The organism is Pantoea sp. SORGH_AS_0659 (assembly GCF_031453915.1).
Classification (GTDB): domain Bacteria; phylum Pseudomonadota; class Gammaproteobacteria; order Enterobacterales; family Enterobacteriaceae; genus Pantoea; species Pantoea leporis.
In genome coordinates this window covers 1071362-1087525 of the sequence record NZ_JAVJAK010000001.1, presented here as the reverse complement: position 1 = coordinate 1087525, position 16164 = coordinate 1071362, and the positions used below count along the sequence as shown (strand labels likewise).

At 53.1% G+C, this 16164-nt stretch carries 13 protein-coding genes; 11 read left to right on the top strand and 2 right to left on the bottom strand.

From position 1 onward, the window contains the following. The first annotated feature begins 2 nt into the window (after nt 1-2). The 3 genes from Q3H59_RS05130 to Q3H59_RS05120 all read left to right on the top strand — a co-directional run bounded on the left by Q3H59_RS05130 (nt 3) and on the right by Q3H59_RS05120 (nt 5406). Nucleotides 3-2312: a primase-like DNA-binding domain-containing protein gene (locus Q3H59_RS05130; RefSeq protein WP_309833595.1), complete on the top strand. Its 2310-nt coding sequence runs from the start codon at nt 3-5 to the stop codon at nt 2310-2312. A 359-nt stretch (nt 2313-2671) separates the two neighbouring features. After that, nucleotides 2672-3889 (top strand): M48 family metalloprotease, encoded by a 1218-nt coding sequence (locus Q3H59_RS05125; RefSeq protein ID WP_309833594.1) that lies wholly within the window; start codon nt 2672-2674, stop codon nt 3887-3889. A gap of 662 nt (nt 3890-4551) precedes the next feature. Then, nucleotides 4552-5406 (top strand): PA4780 family RIO1-like protein kinase, encoded by an 855-nt coding sequence (locus Q3H59_RS05120; RefSeq protein WP_309833593.1) that lies wholly within the window; start codon nt 4552-4554, stop codon nt 5404-5406. On the opposite strand, the gene Q3H59_RS05115 is transcribed toward Q3H59_RS05120, so the two are convergent. Beyond that, nucleotides 5373-5540 carry a hypothetical protein gene (locus tag Q3H59_RS05115; RefSeq protein ID WP_192411362.1) on the bottom strand — a complete coding sequence of 56 codons (168 nt, stop codon included), beginning with the start codon at nt 5538-5540 and terminating at the stop codon, nt 5373-5375. The genes Q3H59_RS05120 and Q3H59_RS05115 overlap by 34 nt on opposite strands. 224 nt (nt 5541-5764) lie before the next feature. Between Q3H59_RS05115 and Q3H59_RS05110 the strand changes: the two genes are divergently transcribed. Next, complete coding sequence (locus Q3H59_RS05110) at nt 5765-6121, top strand: hypothetical protein (protein ID WP_110868297.1); 357 nt, start codon at nt 5765-5767, stop codon at nt 6119-6121. A 123-nt stretch (nt 6122-6244) separates the two neighbouring features. Further along, on the top strand, nt 6245-6904 hold the full coding sequence (locus tag Q3H59_RS05105) for an epoxyqueuosine reductase QueH (protein ID WP_309833591.1): 660 nt from the start codon (nt 6245-6247) through the stop codon (nt 6902-6904). Nucleotides 6905-7048: 144 nt separating this feature from the next. On the opposite strand, the gene mgtA is transcribed toward Q3H59_RS05105, so the two are convergent. Beyond that, nucleotides 7049-9772: a magnesium-translocating P-type ATPase gene (gene mgtA / locus Q3H59_RS05100; RefSeq protein ID WP_309833589.1), complete on the bottom strand. Its 2724-nt coding sequence runs from the start codon at nt 9770-9772 to the stop codon at nt 7049-7051. Between the two features lie 806 nt (nt 9773-10578). Here mgtA and Q3H59_RS05095 point away from each other — a divergent pair. Genes Q3H59_RS05095 through speG form a run of 6 tightly spaced genes read left to right on the top strand, consistent with a single transcriptional unit; the run spans nt 10579 to nt 16103 of the window. Beyond that, entirely contained in the window at nt 10579-12147 is a 1569-nt protein-coding gene (locus tag Q3H59_RS05095) for an ABC transporter substrate-binding protein (protein ID WP_280171994.1), read from the top strand. Then, nucleotides 12147-13199 (top strand): ABC transporter permease, encoded by a 1053-nt coding sequence (locus Q3H59_RS05090; RefSeq protein ID WP_110868285.1) that lies wholly within the window; start codon nt 12147-12149, stop codon nt 13197-13199. Before Q3H59_RS05095 ends, Q3H59_RS05090 begins: the two co-directional genes overlap by 1 nt. Continuing rightward, on the top strand, nt 13196-14053 hold the full coding sequence (locus Q3H59_RS05085; protein ID WP_309833586.1) for an ABC transporter permease: 858 nt from the start codon (nt 13196-13198) through the stop codon (nt 14051-14053). Before Q3H59_RS05090 ends, Q3H59_RS05085 begins: the two co-directional genes overlap by 4 nt. Beyond that, entirely contained in the window at nt 14043-14876 is an 834-nt protein-coding gene (locus tag Q3H59_RS05080; RefSeq protein ID WP_280171996.1) for an ABC transporter ATP-binding protein, read from the top strand. The genes Q3H59_RS05085 and Q3H59_RS05080 overlap by 11 nt, the downstream gene beginning before the upstream one ends. Next, nucleotides 14869-15561: an ABC transporter ATP-binding protein gene (locus Q3H59_RS05075; protein WP_110868286.1), complete on the top strand. Its 693-nt coding sequence runs from the start codon at nt 14869-14871 to the stop codon at nt 15559-15561. The genes Q3H59_RS05080 and Q3H59_RS05075 overlap by 8 nt, the downstream gene beginning before the upstream one ends. Beyond that, a complete protein-coding gene (speG, locus tag Q3H59_RS05070; RefSeq protein ID WP_008101618.1) occupies nt 15558-16103 on the top strand; it encodes a spermidine N1-acetyltransferase in 546 nt (181 codons plus the stop codon). Before Q3H59_RS05075 ends, speG begins: the two co-directional genes overlap by 4 nt. Nucleotides 16104-16164: the final 61 nt, after the last annotated feature.

The following is a 16164-nucleotide window of genomic DNA, read 5'->3' as shown; positions in this document are numbered from 1 at the left end:
AGATGAAACACATTGTCTCTGACACGGTAAAAGCGGCGGCCGGATTCTGGCCGCAACTGCTGCCCGCACTCGGCATCAGCATTCACGCCAGCGGCAGACATAGCGCATGCCCGGTTTGCGGCGGTAAAGATCGTTTCCGTTTTGATAATCAGGACGGGCGCGGAACGTGGCACTGTAATCAGTGCGGAGCCGGTGACGGCCTGAATTTGGTCGAAAAGGCGCTCGACGTCAGCGCCAAAGAGGCGGCAATCAAAATCGCCGATATGCTTGGCGCGCTGCCACCGGTATCAAAAGCACCGGTGAACACCGTTGATAAAGCAGTCGCACAATCCGAGGCCGCCGCACGGGCGCAGAAGTTGCTCGCCGCCGCCGTTAGCCGCACGGATAACGCCTACCTTTTATCGAAAGGGCTGCACAGCAATCAGGCGTTAACGCTGGCTGCGAGTTTGCGCTGTGGCGGTATCAGTTTTGCAGTTGGCGATCTGCTTGTGCCGCTGACCGACGAAACCGGCAACGCCGTTAACATCCAGCTAATCAGCGCCGCTGGCGACAAGCGCACCTTGCCCGGCGGACAGGTGAAAGGCGCTTATCACCTTGCAGGCGAGCCGGACAGCAAAACGCTGTGGCTCACCGAAGGCTATGCAACCGGCCTCACGGTGCAGCGCCTGACCGGGCAACCTGTTTATGTGGCGCTAAGCGCCAATAATCTCCCAACACTTGCCGCGCAACTGCGCAAAACCAATCCTGATGCGCTGATGCTGATTGCCGCCGATCGCGACGACAACGGCACAGGCCATCTAAAGGCAGAGGAAGCCGCGAAAGTCTGCAAGGGTAAGGCCGCTTTACCACCGGAAACTGGCGACTGGAACGACGTCTGGCAGGTACAGGGCGACATCGCGACGCAGGCGCTACTCACCGCCTTCACTCAGCCTCATAAGCCAAGCCCGTTCGAGTCCGTGAGCGAGGCCGACCTTAAAGCCATGAGTGCCAGCGAAAAGGCGGAACTGCTGGTCGATCACTACGGGCAGGCACTAGCCGTGCCGCCCGTCGGAGAGGAAATTTGCCGCTATGAGAACGGCGCGTGGCAGGTGATGCCGGTGCAGATGCTGCGCCGCGAAATCGCCGCGCTGTTTCAGAAGGTGCGCGCACCGTTTTCAGCAGCCGGGATTGGTAGCGTACTCGATACGCTCAAGCTGATGGTGCCGCAGATGGGCGAACCGGCGCGCCGCCTGATTGGTTTTCGTAACGGGGTATTTGATACGACTAACGGCACATTCAGCCCGCACCGCCGCGAGAACTGGCTGCGCACGGTCAACAGCGTGGACTACTCCGCACCGCGTCCGGGTGAAAATCTCGCAGACCACGCGCCTCACTTTTACCGCTGGTTAACGCGGGCGGCCGGACATAATCACGACAAGCAGGAGCGCATCCTCGCGGCGTTATTCATGGTGCTGGCAAACCGCTATGACTGGCAGATGTTCCTTGAGGTAACTGGTCCAGGTGGAAGCGGGAAAAGCGTTTTAGCGTCGATCGCCACACTGCTCGCTGGCCGCGATAACACCACGTCAGCCACCATTGATACGCTGGAATCATCGCGGGAACGCGCCAGCGTTGTAGGCTTCTCGCTGATTATTCTGCCCGATCAAGAGAAGTGGAGCGGCGATGGCGCGGGAATTAAGGCGATTACCGGCGGCGATGCGGTAGCCATCGATCCCAAATATCGCGATCCATACTCAACTCAAATCCCGGCGGTGATTCTGGCGGTGAACAACAATCCGATGCGTTTTAGCGATCGCAGCGGCGGCGTGTCACGTCGCCGGGTAATCCTGACCTTCCCGGAGGTGATACCGGCGAAAGAGCGCGATTCGCAGCTACTGGATAAAATTAGCAACGAGCTGGCCGTCATTGTGCGTCATTTGATGCAGCGCTTCGCGTCACCTGACGAAGCGCGCGAGTTGTTGCAGGCGCAACAGTCGTCCGGCGAAGCGCTGGAGATAAAACGCCAGGCTGATCCGCTGGTCGATTTCTGTGGCTACCTTATGCCGTTGAGCACACCGAATGGGCTGTTTATTGGTAACGCCAACATTCGCCCGATTAACCCGAAGCGCTATCTCTATCATGCATATCTGTCATTTATGGAATCGCGCGGCCATCAGCACCCGCTCAGCCTGACGGCTTTTGGCCAGGCGGTGCCACAGACGCTTAAAGAGTATGAGCGCGTGCTGCTCAAGCGCCGGACGAATAACGGTATACAGACCAATCTCATCTTGCATGAAGACAGCGAGGCCGATTGGCTGCCAGGATTAAACTAGTGCTTCATTTAACATCGACCGGCTTAGGCCGGTTTATGCATTTAATGCAACTTAAAATATCAGGAAAACCAAAAAACAGAATCTTTAATGCCATTCCCTCACTTGTTTACACTCGTCATAGCTTAGTCAAAACAACTCAGTAACATTTACTTGAGTTTTCTATCGAGTGCAGGCATTGTTACTGCAAAAAATTAGGCCATAGTTAACTAGCACAGAGCATGTTAATTTAAATGTCATTGGACAACGCAGTGCGCTTTAAACGTCACCTTCAAAAAATCATTTTATAAATATTGAACATTAGAATCGCCATGCAAATTATATCTATCCAAATTCAGAAAAATAACAAGTAAGGGTTTTAAATGTCCGAAGAGCAGGATTTTTTTGATCGTATTTTGGCGGAAGCACCTAATGCGCGACGTGCTAGCCAAGGTGTATTGATTGAAAGTGGAAATGTTTTATTGCATTTAACAGGTGTAATCAAGCACTCTGACCTAGAAGGTTTAAGTGATGACGCTTCTTTCTATGCTTCATTTTGCAGCAGGGAAGATATAGAAAGAATAAAGAAGCCGAAGGTTTTAAGTGACTTCTTACTGCAAATTAGAGCAGAAGCAATTGTTGACAACCCTAGGTTAATTAGAGTATTCAGGAAAAGAAAAGGAAATAAAAAGGATTGGTCACTTGATGAATACTACAAGAGTAAATTCAAAGAGAGCATTTATCTAAAATCATTATCTAAAGGAAATCAAAAAAAATTAGAAAAGATACCCGCCGGAAGTGCTTATCTTGATAACGTAAACGCTACATGTATGAAAACTGTTTCCGGAAACATAATAGCAATATCTGAATCACTTGAAAATTACCTCTATTTTATGAATATATTTTTCTATGGAGATGATTTTGGTCTGGACCAAGCTGACACATTTAGTGCGTATTTAATTGCCCAAAGAATTATGGCAGGGCATGAATCTTATGATTTTGATTTGGATTCGAGAGGAGAGCTGCCCACGCACTTTGAGGATTTCTTACAGTCCCTAACTAATTTGCAATACCAGTTTATTCTTGGACATGAGTACGCGCACCACCTTCTAGGCCATTTGAACGACTCAAGATTATTTAAAGAAGATCTTTCTATTATGTTAAACGCATATCAAGGTGATATGAAGATTCAACACTATAAGTATTCACATAAACTTGAATATGATGCAGACTGGCATGCCATAAAAAACATAAAAGGAAACTCTCTTTACAAAGGAGATATTGCCAACGCTGCCTTTTTAACATTAATGTATTTTGAAACAAGCAGGCTAATTCTCGATTATACAAACCCCATGAGGGGTTCAATTCACTCGTCGCATCCAAGCCCTACAGACAGAATATTAAAATTAAGGTCAAGATTAAACAATAAAAGAGGTTTTTCAAGAGAACAACTTGAGAACAACATTGAGTACCTTACAAAATACACAGACCACTTTCTAAAAGAATATCTTGCTTTTAACTTTGATAGTTTTGAAAAGTATGGCTCAGTGTATCTACCGAATTACAAAAAGAAATTATTATTAGATAGAGTCGAATTTTAAAATAGTTAGGCCTTCTTTTTTAAATAGAAGGCCTAACTTATAATCCCTTCATATATCGCAAACATTACCGAAGAAATTAATATATTCGAAAAATATTTTCCTTTACCCATGATGGCCACTAAATTAATAATAGTATCTTTATGTGCGTTTTTTGTCTTTATGCTCTCAATAATATTATATGCACGCTCCGTAACTGGCTGCCCTACAATATACCGCACTAAATTAACTCCACTAGTCCAGTTTGGCGATTTTTTGAATTCTCAAGTGAAAGGGATCACCTACGGTGCACACTAGTGTACATCCACTCTAAAGCCCTTCACTATCTAACAATATGAATTTAATGAATAAATACCAAAAGTGAACAGTGTGAACACTTTTCCCTAAAATCATTTTTTTTGGATTTTAAGCTGGCCGTTGGTTATCCTAGCGCAGCCGTTCCGGGGTATGAGATCCAATAATTGGTACACGTTTAGGTACACGGAACAAAGTTGAATTAGATAAAAACATCTAAATACATGAGCTTGCGAGTTTTGTTCAGATTCCGCCAGCCCACCAAAATTCTCCATCGATGATCACCAGAGTCATTCGATGAAGTCCTAAGAGCCCGTATGGCGCAAGCCTTACGGGCTTTTTTGTATCTGGACTCTTTCAAGGCGACTCGCATGAAAATCCCAAACCGACTCCAGCCTCTCGTTGATGATGGCCTGGTAGATGAAGTACTACAAAGACTAAGAAGCGGCAAAGAAGCTGACGTTTATACCGTGTTAACGGGCGGCAAAATCCAGTGTGCCAAAGTGTACAAGGACGCCACACAACGAAGTTTCAAGCAGGCTGTGCATTATCAGGAAGGGCGCAAAGTGCGCAACAGCCGTAATTCACGTGCGATGCAAAAAGGGTCGAAATTCGGGCGCAAGCAGCAAGAAGAGACCTGGCAAAGCGCGGAAGTTGATGCGTTATTCCGCCTGGCGCATGCTGGCGTACGCGTCCCGCAGCCCTACATTTGCATCGACGGCGTTTTGTTGATGGAGCTGGTCACAGACGCAGAAGGTCTGGTTGCGCCACGCCTGAGCGATGTGTTCCTGACTGAAGAGAACGCCCTTAAGGATTTCGATACCATGATCCGCAATATCGTGCGCATGCTGTGCGCCGGCATTGTTCATGGCGATCTGTCGGAATTCAACGTGCTGCAGGATGCCAACGGACCGGTGATTATCGACTTGCCACAAGCGGTTGATGCCGCGGCAAACAACCACGCTGAATCGATGTTTGAGCGCGATGTGAACAACATCACCGCCTATTACGGGCAATATGCTCCGCAGATTTTGCAAACGCGCTATGCGAAAGAGATCTGGCAGTTATATGAAGATGGAAAGCTGACGCCAGAAACGCCGCTCACCGGTCTCTTCGTAGAAGAGGTGCATGAAGTGGATATGAACTCATTGATGGATGAGATCATCGCCGCCGAAGATGAGTTCTATGATCGTCAGCGCGCCGCTAAAGAGCGCGACGAAGAGTAGAGGCGGCTCCACAGCTCAGGCAGGCTGGCGATAAACGCCTCGACTATCGCGTGTTTATTGCCACCCGGATTCCACAACGTTACCAGCGTAACGTTCAATCCCTGATTGCCAACCTCGGTACGCAACCGTTGCACGTTGCGCCACTGCTATGCTGCGCCAGGCAGATAGCAGATTAATATTGCAGAGCCACCGCTCAGGTGGCTCTTATCCCTTCCTGCAACAACCTAAAATGCTATCTACTGGTGATTTTGCCAGCGAAACTAGACCTTTTTCATTCCTGGTTTATTCTTAAATCTTTCCATCCCGGCCTGTGCCAGGATGATTACCTGAGACGACATATTTCATGAAAGAGGGAATTATGAAAAAGACCATTATTGCACTGTCAGCCATTCTGATGGCATCTTCGGCTTTTGCCGCGACCACACATGCAACTGATGAAACTGTCGCTAACGCGCAGGCCGGTGCGAACACCGCTAAAGAAAAACTGCATCAGGCGCAGAACGAAGGTAAAGAGCAGCAGCTGAAAGCGAAGCATGCGGCAGAAGGTAAAAGCGATAACCTGACCAGCAAAGCCAGCGAAGGTACGCAGAAAGCCTGGAATAAAACCAAAGAAGGTTCTGAGAAAGGTTGGGATGCCACCAAAGAAGGCACGCAGAAAGGCTGGAATAAAACCAAAGAAGGTGCCAGCGATCTGAAAAAGAAAGTGACTGAATAACGTTCTTCGCTCAATCCAGAGGCCGCGTTTGCGGCCTTTTTTATTGCCTGTTTTTCCTCAACTTTGCATCTTTAACGCTATCCCCTTAGACTTTACCCAACACTCCATTAACCAATAATGCTCATGTCTGACAACTTTACCCGCCAGCCGCTGCCCTTACCCAACGGTCATAACAAAGTCCTGTTGCACTCCTGCTGTGCGCCCTGCTCGGGCGAAGTGATGGAAGCAATGCTGGCTTCCGGCATCGATTACACCATCTTCTTCTACAACCCAAACATTCATCCGCTGAAAGAGTATGAGCTGCGTAAAGAGGAGAATATCCGCTTTGCCGAGCAGTTTGGCGTGCCCTTTGTTGATGCCGATTATGATAAAGACAATTGGTTTGAGCGGGCGCGTGGCATGGAGTGGGAACCGGAACGTGGCGTGCGCTGCACCATGTGTTTCGACATGCGCTTTGAACGCACCGCGCTGTATGCACATGAAAACGGTTTCCCGGTGATCACCAGTTCACTCGGTATTTCGCGCTGGAAGAATATGCAGCAGATCAACGACTGCGGCGTGCGCGCGGCGGCGCACTATCCCGATATGCTTTATTGGGAGTTCAACTGGCGGAAAGGTGGCGGCTCGTCACGCATGATTGAGATCAGCAAGCGCGAACGTTTCTATCAGCAGGAGTATTGCGGCTGCATCTACTCGCTGCGCGACAGCAATCGCCATCGTGTAGCTAGCGGCCGCGAGCGCATTGAGATCGGCGTGCAGTATTACCAGCCCGACGAAGAGTGACGAAGAGTAAAGAAAAGGGCAGGAAATCCTGCCCTTTTTTCATTAACGAAACACCAGCGTTAACACCACCATGACAACCATCATCATTATCAGGTGAAACACCACCTTATTGAGATTGCGGTTACGCATTTCACCTCCATGTGTTTAAAACCACTGGCCAAAGCGCTTGATGTAGAGCATTTTCATGCCCTGCGCGACCACGCAATAACCGAGCAGCGTTGCCACCAGCCATGGGAAGTAAGACCATGGCAGCGGCACCAATCCCACCATCGCACCCAGCGGTGAGAACGGCAGCAGAATGCCGGCGATCATCACACACGCAGTGGTCAGCAGCACCGGCAGCGCCGCACGGCTCTGGATAAACGGAATCTTTTGCGTGCGCAGCATGTGCACCACCAGCGTTTGCGACAGCAAGCCTTCAATAAACCAGCCGGACTGGAACAGCGACTGCATTTCTGGCGTATTCGCCGCGAATACGTACCACATCAGCGCAAAGGTGGTGATATCGAAAATCGACGACGTTGGCCCAATCCACAGCATAAAGCGTTTGATATTACGCGCGTCCCATTTACGCGGCTTACGCAGGAACTCGCGGTCCATTTTGTCCCACGGCAGTGCCAGCTGAGACAGATCGTACATCAGGTTCTGAATCAGCAGATGAATCGCCAGCATCGGCAGGAACGGAATAAAGGCGCTCGCCACCAACACCGAGAACACGTTGCCGAAGTTCGAGCTGGCGGTCATGTTCAGGTACTTAATGATGTTGCCGAAGGTTTCGCGTCCCTTCATTACGCCCTCTTCCAGCACCATCAAATCTTTTTCCAGCAGGATGATATCGGAAGACTCTTTAGCGATGTCCGCCGCGCTATCGACGGAAATCCCGACATCAGCATCACGCAGCGCCGGCGCATCATTAATCCCGTCGCCAAGGAAGCCAACGGTGTGGCCCTGCTGCTGTAGCGCGCGCAGGATGCGTGATTTCTGCAGCGGCGTGAGTTTAGCGAATACCGCACTCTGTGCGGCGGCGTCTGCCAACTGCTCGTCGCTCATCAGGGCAATTTGGTCGCCGGTGACGATCGCGCCGCTGTCGATGCCAACCTGCTGGCAAATGCGCGCGGTCACCACCGGATTATCACCGGTCAGCACTTTGACGCTAACGCCATTGTCGCGCAGCGCACCGATAGCTTTGGCGGCGCTCTCTTTCGGTGGATCAAGGAAGGTCAGCAGCCCTTCTACCGTTAAGCCTTGCTCATCCGCCACGCTCAGCGGCTGCTGTAAACCTGGCTCCGCCAGCACGCGACTCGCCACCAGCAGCACGCGGAAACCCTGCTCATTGTATTGATGTGCCAGCGCCAGCAGTTCTGCACGACGCGTTTCGTTTAGCGACTGCACCAGTTTGCCTTCACGCTCGGCAGTCGCGATGCTCAGCATCTCTTCCACCGCGCCTTTGCAGATCAGCATCTGTTGATTGAGACGACGATCGCGCACCACCACCGAGACGCGACGGCGAATGAAATCGAACGGCAGCTCATCCACTTTGATATAGGTATCGCTTACCGCTTCGCTGACGCGGTTTTTGCCGTACTGCAAAATGGCGCGATCCATCAGATTCAGCGTGCCGCTTTGATAGTGGCTGTTAAGCCAGCTCAGCATCAGCACGCGTGAGTTCTCCACGCCAGCACAATCCAGATGATGCTCCAGAATGATGTTGTCCTGCGTCAGCGTGCCGGTTTTGTCGGTGCAGAGAATATCCATCGCGCCGAGGTTTTGAATCGCATTCAGACGTTTGACGATCACTTTACGCCGCGACATGGCGATGGCACCTTTCGCCAGATTGGAGCTGACGATCATCGGCAACATTTCCGGCGTTAAACCTACCGCTACCGCCAGCGCAAACAGTGAAGCATCCAGCCAGTCGCCTTTGGTTAGGCCATTAATCAGCAACACCACCGGCACCATCACCAACATGAAGCGGATCAGCAGCCAGCTCACGCTGTTGACGCCGCGGTCAAAGGCGGTTTGTGCGCGATTACCCACAATCGATTTCGCCAGGCTACCGAAGTAAGTTTCGCTGCCGGTTGCCACTACCACCGCTTTGGCGCTGCCGCTGGACACGTTGGTGCCCATCAGGCAGACGCTGCCCAGTTCCAACAGCGATGTGCCCTGTTCGCTGGCACCGCTGCTTTTGCTGGTGACGTGGCCGGTGACGTCATACTTCTCAACCGGTAACGATTCGCCGGTCAAAATCGCCTGGCTGATAAACAGATCGCGTGAATCCAGCAGCCGCACATCGGCTGGCACCAAATCCCCCGCCGACAGATAGATGATGTCACCCGGCACCAGCGTGGCGATATCGACTTCCTGTTTGAGCGGCGCTTGCTGCGCTGACTCACGACGCAGCACCGTGGCGGTGGTGCGCACCATCGATTTCAGCGCCTGCGCCGCTTTATTGGTACGGAACTCCTGCCAGAAGCGCAGCAAACCGCTGAGCGTTACCATCGTCACAATGATGATGACACCGGTCAGATCGGTCTCCTCGCCGTTGCGCAGCGGCAGCCAGAAATCAGTGAAAAAGCTCACCAGCGCCAGCGCCATCAGGACATAGATAAACGGATTGTTGAATGCCTGCAGCAACTGCAACAACGCCGGTGGCGCTTTGTCGTGTTCGACCTGATTGCGGCCGTATACATCCAGGCGCGCCTCGGCTTCACGTTCACTCAGGCCAAGCGCATCGCTGCGCAGACGCACCAGCGTTTCGTCGGCAGTAAAACCGGCTTCATCTTCAATCAGGTAACGCGGTGTTTTTTGACGCGGCTGGCGCGTGGTGTTCCAGGCTTTTTTGTCCTGGTTGAGTTTCATGTCAGTCATAGTGACATTCCTCTTTATTACGGCAATAAAAATCCCTGCGTGCGAGGCACACAAATTAAATTAACGGCAATGCGTTTGTTAAATTAAAAATAACCTGTCGGGAATTTCCATATCACCTCCCGGAAATTAAAGACGAAAAGAGTCGCTCGCAAAATAACGAGTAATAAATAAAGACGAAGGTAAACACCACGCAATCGAACAGCGAAAAGCCGTCTAATGTGCAGCGTCAATCAGCACGCTGAAGTTAAGCGCGCGTATCGAGGCGGAGGGAAAAGTGTGTTAAAAATCATGTGCATGATGATATCCCCACGGGCTTTGGCCCGTTACAATGTCGTTTAAAGGGAACAATCATCAGAAAAGAGAGGATTGCTGCCCGCCGTGTTGGCAAGCAGCGACAAAAAAGTTCGCGCGTCAGCTTGCCTTGTGATGCCAACTAAAAGGGTGACTGTCCAACTGAACTCTCCTGCTTTGAAATTGCGGCCATTATATTCTGGCAAGTAACGAAGTAAAGTTAAATATCGGTTAGTCACCAATCATTTATATTCCGTTGCAGTTGAGTTGATATTACCTCACATGCACATTCCGTAGCGGCGTGATTAATCGCGCGATTTTGCGTTAACGATCCTGCACCCAAAGCCCTTCCACACATTGCGCAATGAATTGCGCCGCTACGGAATGTGCGGTTTTCCCTTATAACTGAACCATGCGTCTTAGATCATTAATGCATATGCATAGCCTGAAATTGACTATTCTTCACTGCTGCGCTCTCGTAAACTCGCGTTACTTTTTTTAGGCAAGGAAACAACATGAAAAAAATTATTCCATCACTGCTGGCGTTATCGCTGGTAGCCGCCTTCTCGGTTCAGGCAGCGACGCCGAAAGATACGCTGGTGATCGCCCAGTCTACCGATGATGCCGACAGCTTCGACCCTGCGCAGGGCTTCGAGCTCACCACGGTGCAAGCGTTCACTAACATTTATCAGCGCCTGGTTCAGTCAGATCCCACCAATCCAACCGATTTGCAGCCAACGCTGGCCACGTCCTGGCAAGCGGGCAGCGATAATCGCAGCCTGACGTTTGAACTACGCAAAGGTGCTCAGTTCGCCAGCGGCAATCCGCTGCGTCCGGAGGATGTGATCTTCTCACTGGGTCGCGTGGTGAAACTCAACCTCGATCCCTCCTTTATTCTTACCCAACTTGGCTGGAATAAAGACAACGTCGATACCTTCCTGAAAAAGGTTGATGAGAACCACGTACAGATCAGCTGGAGCGCCAACGTCAGCCCGGCGTATGTGCTCAGCCTGCTCTCCGCGCCAGTCTCTTCAATTGTTGATGAGAAAACCGCGCAGGCCAACGCGAAGAACGGTGACTTCGGCCACGCGTGGCTCGGTACTCACTCTGCCGGTAGTGGCCCGTATCAGATTCGTAAAGTGGTGCTGCACGAAGCGATTCTGCTGAGCGCGAATCCAACTTCGCCAGCGGGTGCTCCGAAACTGAAAAATATCCTGATCAAAAACGTTCCGGAACCGGCTGCACGTCGTCTGCTGCTGGAGCAGGGCGATGTGGATATCGCGCGTAACCTCGGTGCGGATCAAATCGCCTCGCTGAAAGGCAAAGCGGGCGTGAAGACCGAAGCGATTCCGATGGCTTCTCTCTATTACATCCAGTTCAACATCGGTGAAAACCCGGTGCTGAAGAACCCGGCGCTGTGGGAAGCAGCTCGATACCTATTCGACTATAAAGGTATCGCTAACGACCTGCTGAAAGGCCAGTTCGATGTGCATCAAACCTTCCTGCCGAAAGGCTTCCTCGGCGCAATCAACGACACGCCATACACTTACGATCCTGAAAAAGCCAAAGCGATTCTGAAGAAAGCCGGTCTGACCAACGTCAGCTTCACGCTTTCCACCAGCAACCAGCCGCCTTACCTCGATATCGCGCAGGCGCTGCAGGGCAGCTTTGCCAAAGGCGGCGTGAAGGTGGAAGTGCAACCTGGCCTGAGCTCTGAAGTCTCGACCCGCGTGAAGGCGCACAAATATGAAGCCACCCTCAACGCCTGGGGCGCAGACTATTTCGATCCCAACACCAACGCCGCGTCCTTCGCTTACAACCCGGAAGATGGCAGCAAAACCGTGGCTTACCGTTCTGACTGGCACATCCCGGAGCTGAACAAGCAAACGCTGGCCGCCACCGCCGAGAGCGATAACAACAAGCGCGTCGAACTCTATCAGGCGATGCAGCGTGAAGTGCTGAAGAACTCGCCGTACGTGATTGGCTTGCAGGCGAAAAACCTGATTGCGCTGCGCGACAATCTGCAAGGCTATGTGCAGGGCATCAACCCGGACATGGTGTATTACTCGCAGGTTTCTAAGTAATGGCAGTGTCAGCTTCACAGGCCGGGTTCGCCCGGCCACTTTGGCAACGCGTTAGCCACATCGTCACCAGCCTGCTCTCGCTGCTGGTGACGTTGGTCGGTTTGTTAGCGTTCACTTTTATGCTGTCGCACCTTTCGCCAGTCGATCCGGTGCAACAGATCGCAGGCGATCACGCCAGCGAAGCCACCTACGCGCAGGTGCGACACGATCTCGGTCTTGATCAGCCGGTGCTGGTGCAGTTCTGGCGCTATATCAGCCATTTGGCGCGCGGCGATCTCGGCTTATCGCATCTGACCAATCAACCGGTCAGCGCCGACCTGATGCGCACCTTCCCGGCCACCATTGAGCTGGCCACCTGCGCGATGATTTTTGCCGCGGTGTTCGGCATTGCCTTAGCGCTGCTGGCGGCGTGGAAGCCGGGCAGCATCATCGATAACGTGGCGCGTTTTGTTTCGCTACTCGGCTACTCGGTGCCGGTGTTCTGGCTCGGCTTGCTGGGTTTGCTGCTGTTTTATGCCGTGCTGCACTGGTCCGCCGGACCGGGCCAGCTTGACGACATCTGGATCTACACGCTGGAGCCAAAAACCGGCTTTGTGCTGATTGATAGCTGGATGTCCGGCGATCCCGAGATGTTCCGCAATGCGATTGCCCACTTGTGGCTGCCGGTGGTGATTCTCGGCCTGCTGGCGATGGCGGGTATCACGCGCCTGCTGCGCGCGGCGCTGCTGGAAGAGAGCAGCAAAGAGTATGTGGTGCTGGCGCGTGCGAAAGGTGCCAGCCGTGGCCGCATTTTGCTGCGTCATATTTTCCCCAACGTGCTGGGCACGCTGATTACCGTTATCGCCCTCTCCTACGCCACGCTGCTGGAAGGTTCGGTACTCACCGAAACGGTATTTGCCTGGCCGGGCGTTGGTCGCTACATGACTAACGCGCTGTTTTCCTCCGATGTACCGGCGATTCTCGGCTCGACCTTGCTAATTGGCAGCTGCTTTATTCTGCTCAACGCGCTGGCCGATGCCCTGACCTGGTTAACCGATCCGAGAACCCGATGACTCAACAACTCTCTGAACTGGAAACGCTGCGTCCGCGTCGCCGACGCGCGCGCGTGACCTCGCTTACCATCGGCCTGACGCTGGTGCTGATTGTGGTGGCGATGGCGTTGTTCGCGCCATTGCTGGCGCCTTTCGATCCCAATGCGCAGATCATCTCCCAGCGTTTGCAGGCGCCATCGGCGCTGCACTGGTTTGGCACCGATGGCTTTGGCCGCGATCTGCTGTCACGCGTGATTTATGGCGCGCGCCCCACGCTGCTGTTGGTGTCACTGATTCTGGTGCTGACCATTCCGGTTGGCCTGCTGGTCGGCATCACCGCCGGTTACGTGGGCGGCTGGACCGAGCGCGTGTTGATGCGCATTACCGATATCTTCCTGTCGCTGCCAAATCTGGTGATCGCGCTGGCGCTGGTCGCCATGCTCGGCCCCGGCTTGATGAATGGCGCACTGGCGCTGGCGCTCACCAACTGGCCGCCGTTTACCCGTCAGGCACGTGCGGAAACGCTGGCGCTGCGCCGCAGTGATTACCTCGCCGCCGCGCGCATGCAGGGCATCACCGGCTTGCGCCTGATGTTTGGCCACATTCTGCCGCTCTGTATGCCAACGGCGGTGGTGCGCGCTGCGCTGAGCCTCGGCGGAATCATTCTTTCAGCGGCTGGCCTCGGCTTCCTGGGTATGGGCGTGCAACCGCCTACCGCCGAATGGGGTTCGATGGTGGCAGAAGGCAGTAAAGTGATCTTCGACCAATGGTGGGTTGCCGCCGCACCCGGCGGCGCGATTCTGTTCGCCAGCCTGGCGTTTAACCTGACAGGCGATGGCCTGCGTGACCGACTGGATACTCGTCATGCCAAATGATCTGTTAATTGATGTACAAGGCCTGACGATTCGCAGCGATGATGCGCTGCTGGTCGATAACATTGGCTTCCAAATTGGCCGCGAGCGCGTGGCGCTGGTGGGTGAATCCGGTTCCGGTAAATCACTCACCGCACGTACGCTGATGGGCTTGCTGTCACCTTCGCTGCACTTGCAGGCCGATCGTTTGCAGATTGTCGACACCGATGCGCTGAGCCTGCGCGAGCGTGACTGGATCCAGCTACGCGGCAGTAAAGTGGCAATGGTGATGCAGGATCCGAAATATGCGCTCAATCCCACGCGCACCATTGGCTGGCAGGTGGAAGAACCGCTGGTGCTGCACCACAAATTGAGCGGCGCTGAACGTAAAGAGAAAGTGTGCGAGATGCTGGATGCGGTGGGCTTGCCCGACCCGCGTCAGCTGATGAAACGCTATCCGCATCAACTTTCTGGCGGCATGGGGCAACGCGTGATGCTGGCGATCGCCCTGATCACCGATCCTGAACTGCTGATCGCCGATGAACCTACGTCGGCGCTCGATCACGCGATGCGCGATCAGGTACTGGCGCTGATTCGTCGTCTGGTTGAACAGCGCAACATGGGTTTGCTGCTGATCAGCCACGATCTGCAACAGGTTTCCGAGCACTGCGAACGTGTGATGGTGATGTATCAGGGCCGCGTGCTGGATACCTTGCCGGCGTCCGAACTCTCCAACGCCAGCCATCCTTACACCAGCACCTTGTGGGCCTGTCGTCCGAGTAAAGCCACGCACGGCGAGCGTTTGCCGGTGCTGGATCGTGCCGCGCTGGAGAAGAATTATGATTGAGTTAGCGAACCTCAGCGTTTCGCACAAGCAAGGTTACGAGCTGCGCACCGTGGTGCACGATGTGTCGCTGCAGGTCGCGGCCGGTGAGTGTTTTGGTCTGGTTGGTCCGTCCGGCTGCGGCAAGTCGTCGCTGCTGTGGGTGCTGGCGGGATTGAATCCGCACTGGAGCGGCAGCATGTCGCTGGCGGGCACCGCCGTGCAGCCCGGCAAAGCGTTTACCGGCCAGCTGCGCCGCGATGTGCAGATGGTGTTTCAGGATCCCTACGCTTCGCTGCATCCGCGCCATCGCCTGCGTCGCACGCTGGCGGAACCGCTGAAAATGCTCAAACGTGATAACATCAACGACCGCATTAATGCTGGATTCCGCCATGTCGGGCTCGATCCGGTGCTGGCGGATCGCTATCCGCATCAGCTTTCAGGCGGTCAGCGTCAGCGCGTAGCGATTGTGCGCGCCCTGCTGCTGGAACCGAAGATCCTGCTGCTGGATGAGCCGACCTCGGCGCTGGACATGTCGGTGCAGGCCGAGATCCTCAACCTGCTCAACGATCTAAAGCAAAAAGATGGTTTAACCATGGTGCTGGTCAGCCACGATCCGGATGTGATCGATCACATGTGCGATCGCGCGGCGCGTATGGCGCAGGGCCGCATCGTGGAGCAACATTCAACAACAAGGAACACCGTATGACGGTTAAGTTACGTCCGCTGGAGCGGGAAGATTTACGCTTTGTGCACCAATTAGATAACAACGCCAGCGTGATGCGTTACTGGTTTGAAGAACCGTACGAAGCGTTTGTCGAGCTTTCAGACCTGTATGACAAACATATCCATGACCAAACCGAGCGTCGCTTTGTGGTGGAGCATGATGGACACAAAGCCGGGTTGGTGGAGTTGGTCGAGATTAATCACGTGCATCGCCGCGCTGAGTTTCAAATCATTATCGATCCTTCCCATCAGGGCAAAGGCTTAGCCACCAAAGCGGCAAAGCTGGCGATGGATTACGGCTTTTCGGTGCTGAATCTCTACAAACTCTATCTGATTGTCGATGAAGAGAATAAGAAGGCGGTGCATATCTACACCAAGCTGGGTTTTGAGGTGGAAGGCGTACTGAAGCACGAATTTTTCATCAACGGCGAATACCGCAACACCATCCGCATGTGCATTTTCCAGCAGCAACATCTGGCGCAGCATAAAAGCGCCAATGCGATGGTGAAGCCTACCGCGCAGTAACTCAAACTGTTGAATGATTTGTAGCGGCGCAATTAATTGCGCTGTTTTTTTTCGCGGTAAG